Genomic DNA, 3,854 nt, shown 5'->3' with positions numbered 1-3,854 from the left:
ATCATAGACTCCGTAAATGTCAAATAATTTTTTCTTTGAATGTAACGACCCAGGATGTGAAACAGTCATTTCTTTAAGAAATAAAGGCCACTGCCAGGGGAAGCCCCCTGTCCTAATAATTTTCCCTTTGAGATCAATCATTTGTCTTTTGGAAGAAACGTATTCTAAAGAATCCAAATTAGACTGCATTGCTAAAAAATTTTGATATTTTGACAACGCTGTTGGTAATAATATATCATCTGCACCCAAAAACATTATCCAATCTCCGCTAGCTCTTAAAACGCCTTTATTCCATGCATCATAAATACCCTTATCTGGTTCGCTGATCCATTCGGTTATATAATTTCTATATTTATTTATAATATCCATTGTATTATCTTTCGAACAACCGTCAACAATAATGAATTCAAAATTATCACTATCTTGAATTATAATACTTTGTATTAAAGACTCAAGTGTTTTTCCTGCATTATATGTTGCCGTTATTATAGAAATTTTGTTCATCAATTTTATTATTTAGTCATTTGATTTACTAGATTATTGGGCAGATATCATTCCCCAAATTATAGCTTAACTTTTTATTTCTAACCGAAATTACCTTTGCAGGAATTCCACCGACTACTGTGTAAGGCTGAACATCTTTTGTCACCACAGAACCTGCTGCTACAACAGCACCGTATCCAATTTTAACTCCTGGAAGAATAACCGCTCTGGAACATATCCAACAATAATCTTCAATAACTACACGATCTCCTATGGTATCGAAAAATTCGCTATTGTAATCGTGATGTAATGTCCATATCATAACATCATTGCTTAAGTTTACATTAGAACCAATTATCAGACCTTTTCTTGCATCAAGCAATGCATTGTGGCCGATTAATGTGCTGTTACCAATTTCCAATTTCCATGGACTTCTGATTTCAAAACCTCTATAAAGCCCAACCTTTTTGCCGATTTTTGCGCCTAAACACCTCATTAACAAAATTCTTAAATTATGGAAGGGTAAAAGTGCTATAGCTCCACAAAAAATGTATACTGCTGCGAAAGCATACTTCATAAAAGTGGTTTTCATATTTTCCATTTACTAATTAAGTTAATTTAATTGATTGTTTACCGGTTATCTTATTGAGCTTCTGCTCAAAYATTATTGCCGAGAAAGGGAACATTAAAAAAAATGATGTGTAGGTTATCGGTTCAGCAAAGAAAGTAAAACATAATATAATAAAGAAAACTATACGCTCTAGCTTTACACCAACAAATTTATTCTTATAAAAAAGAATAAATAAAAGCAATCCAGCTGGTAATCCAAACCAAGCAAATACATCCATTATCCCATTAACAAATCCTCCAGAAATTGAGCCAATAATATCTAGAGTTCTGGCCCCAAAAAGTCTGACTTCGATAGCAGTAACATATGGTTTAGTAAAGAGATAAGATTCGTTAAATAAGCCATGTCCCATTAGTGGTTTTTCCTTTATAAGCTCCCATCCAATATAGAAATCTCTATAACGAGCGAGACCTGAAAGGTTTTCGCCTCCAAGTTTATCATTAATGTTCTCGAGTATAAAAACTAAAAAACTAGAAAAAAATACGGTAAGCCCCACTAACGTCATCACAAATTTCTTTCTTGTTTTAAGATTTGATAGTACAAAGTATAAGTAGTTTACTGCTAAACAAAAATATCCCGATGTAGAATATGTTGTCAACACAGTTATTACTATGATTAGCAAAAACCAATCTGGCCGACGCGTTCTAATGGCATAAAACAAAAAAATGTTCAACATTAATTGCAACAGCCCCGGCTCCCAAAGAATCCCCGTATTTCTAGCAACATCATTATTATCAACAGTTACATAGAAACAAAACATAAATGTCCTGTAAGGATAATTGAAAGAAACTTCTTGAAATAGTACGGGTATCGTTAAATATAATAGATAACCAGCCAATGAGTGTAAAAAAATGAAGTGTAAACACCGAATAAAATCATTTTGCAATCTATAAATACCGGCTTTTTTATACGATAACAAGAATATATAGGTCTCTATAACCAAACAACATTGGAAAATTAAATTAGATAATTCAAACGCGGGATTGACGCTAAAATTAACTATTAAAAACAATAATATTCCACAAATAATGAGAAGGTGTTTTGCTGTAAGATATTGAAACCCATTCCGAGCAAGAAAAAGCACAACAACAGCGATTATGGTTCCCTTTTTTTCAAAAATAGGTATTCCACAACTTTGAAAAATTATTAAAAAAAATACAATTGCCCCAGGTGTTAATGTGGGCAATAACTCTCTAAAAAATGTTTTTCTAAGCATATCCTTTAATAGAATTATATGCAGATAAAATATTTGCAGAAAAGGCATTGTATGAAGATTTTTCTAATGCTGTATTTCTACAGTTTAAATCCATTAGTTTTTTTTCCTCTGGATTCATTTCTAATATGTTTCGAATTCCATTCATTAATCCTTCGACATTGAATATCGGAACCTTAAACCCATTGAATCCATTTGTTATCATTTCATTTGCATTGCCCGTCTCAAAAGCGACTACCGGAACACCAGACATGAGCGATTGTATAGTCATCATTGGTCCCGCGTCCTCAATGGAGGGGCAAATAAATAGATCCACTGCCCTAAATGCTATGGGTAAATCCTCCTGACTTAGCCACCCTAATTGAAAAATAGGATAAGGAATCATTTCCTGTATGTTATCTTTTATGGCTCCGGCCATAACTATTACAATCCTATCATTCAAAGTTTCATCAGATGAATTCTTCAGTAGTTGCAGCGCTTCAATGAGAAAAAGCATTCCTTTTCTCCTTTCAGTTAAGGATAGCGCTCCAAAAAAAATTATCTTTTTATCAAGTGGCAACAGAAATTTACTCCTTGATTTTTCGACATCCCCTGGGTAGAAAAGATTTTCATTGATCACCAAATCAATGTTAAATTTATTTTTTCCCTTGTACAAGAAGCTTTTATTGATTACACTCAACATATATTTCCCACCAATGGGATAAATCTCTGTTTTATCAATAAATTCTTTCTTGTAATTCATATTTTTAAATGTAGCATCATGGGGATCATTCGAATATAATCCAGGGCAATTCCCGCACAGCTTCGTGAACCCCTCACAATCCCAAAAATAGTGGCAGCCTCCCGTAAGAGGATCCATATCTACGGGGAATAAAATAACAGGCGCTCTTGTCTTATTATATAGCTCGTAGATATTCTCTTCGTTGAGAAAAAAATGAGGGAACAGATAAATGATTAAATCTGGTTTTTTAGAAATTTTTGACAAAACATTTTTTGTAGAAATTTTCTTCTTAGAATAGCTCAGATCAAAAATATAATAATCAAAGTTTGATTTAATCTTCTTGCCAAAAAGTGCAAATATTTTATTTTTAAGCTTAACCAGCTTTGATTCGAATTGATTATAAACAGATTTTACTCCAGGTTCAAACTTAGGGTCATAGAATTTGGTAATCAATTCGGCATAGTGGCCTTTTTGATTTAATGAATTGATGATATCAAGAGCAAGAATCCCTGAATGAGAATATGGCGGGGTCCCCGACAAAAGTAGAATATTAAGTTTCTTACTCATTCCAAATTCCTTCCGCTTTACCTTTCAATATTTTATTCACCTGCATAGGAGCCCACCAAGCTGTACTTACCAAAGGTAACAAAGATTGGCCCCAAATTAACCCTGCTAGCCCAAAATGCCGACCAACGTAAAGTGATAATGGAATGTTCAAAAGCGCTATTATTATAGCGCTGATTAATTGGATCTTTAACTTTCCAATTCCATTTAACAATTGGGAGTGCAAGCTTCCCCAAGTATTCACG

At 33.4% G+C, this 3,854-nt stretch carries 5 protein-coding genes; all 5 read right to left on the bottom strand.

Annotation, left to right across the window (positions count from 1 at the left end):
- Window positions 1-504 (bottom strand): glycosyltransferase family 2 protein (locus tag AC1DPQ_RS20720; protein WP_477610733.1); only part of this gene is annotated, 504 nt, incomplete at its 3' end.
- A 28-nt stretch (window positions 505-532) separates the two neighbouring features.
- Window positions 533-805 carry an acyltransferase gene (locus AC1DPQ_RS20715; protein ID WP_477584984.1) on the bottom strand — a complete coding sequence of 91 codons (273 nt, stop codon included), beginning with the start codon at window positions 803-805 and terminating at the stop codon, window positions 533-535.
- 286 nt (window positions 806-1,091) lie between these two features.
- Entirely contained in the window at window positions 1,092-2,327 is a 1,236-nt protein-coding gene (locus AC1DPQ_RS20710) for an O-antigen ligase family protein (protein ID WP_477610732.1), read from the bottom strand.
- On the bottom strand, window positions 2,320-3,612 hold the full coding sequence (locus AC1DPQ_RS20705) for a glycosyltransferase (protein WP_477610731.1): 1,293 nt from the start codon (window positions 3,610-3,612) through the stop codon (window positions 2,320-2,322). Before AC1DPQ_RS20705 ends, AC1DPQ_RS20710 begins: the two co-directional genes overlap by 8 nt.
- On the bottom strand, window positions 3,605-3,854 hold a 250-nt coding region (locus AC1DPQ_RS20700; protein WP_477610730.1), incomplete at its 5' end, for a hypothetical protein. The genes AC1DPQ_RS20700 and AC1DPQ_RS20705, both read right to left, overlap by 8 nt.

It is taken from the genome of Pedobacter sp. 01T416_2, assembly GCF_056398925.1.
The sequence above is the reverse complement of the archived record's forward strand: the minus strand, read 5'-3'. Positions and strand labels throughout refer to the sequence as shown.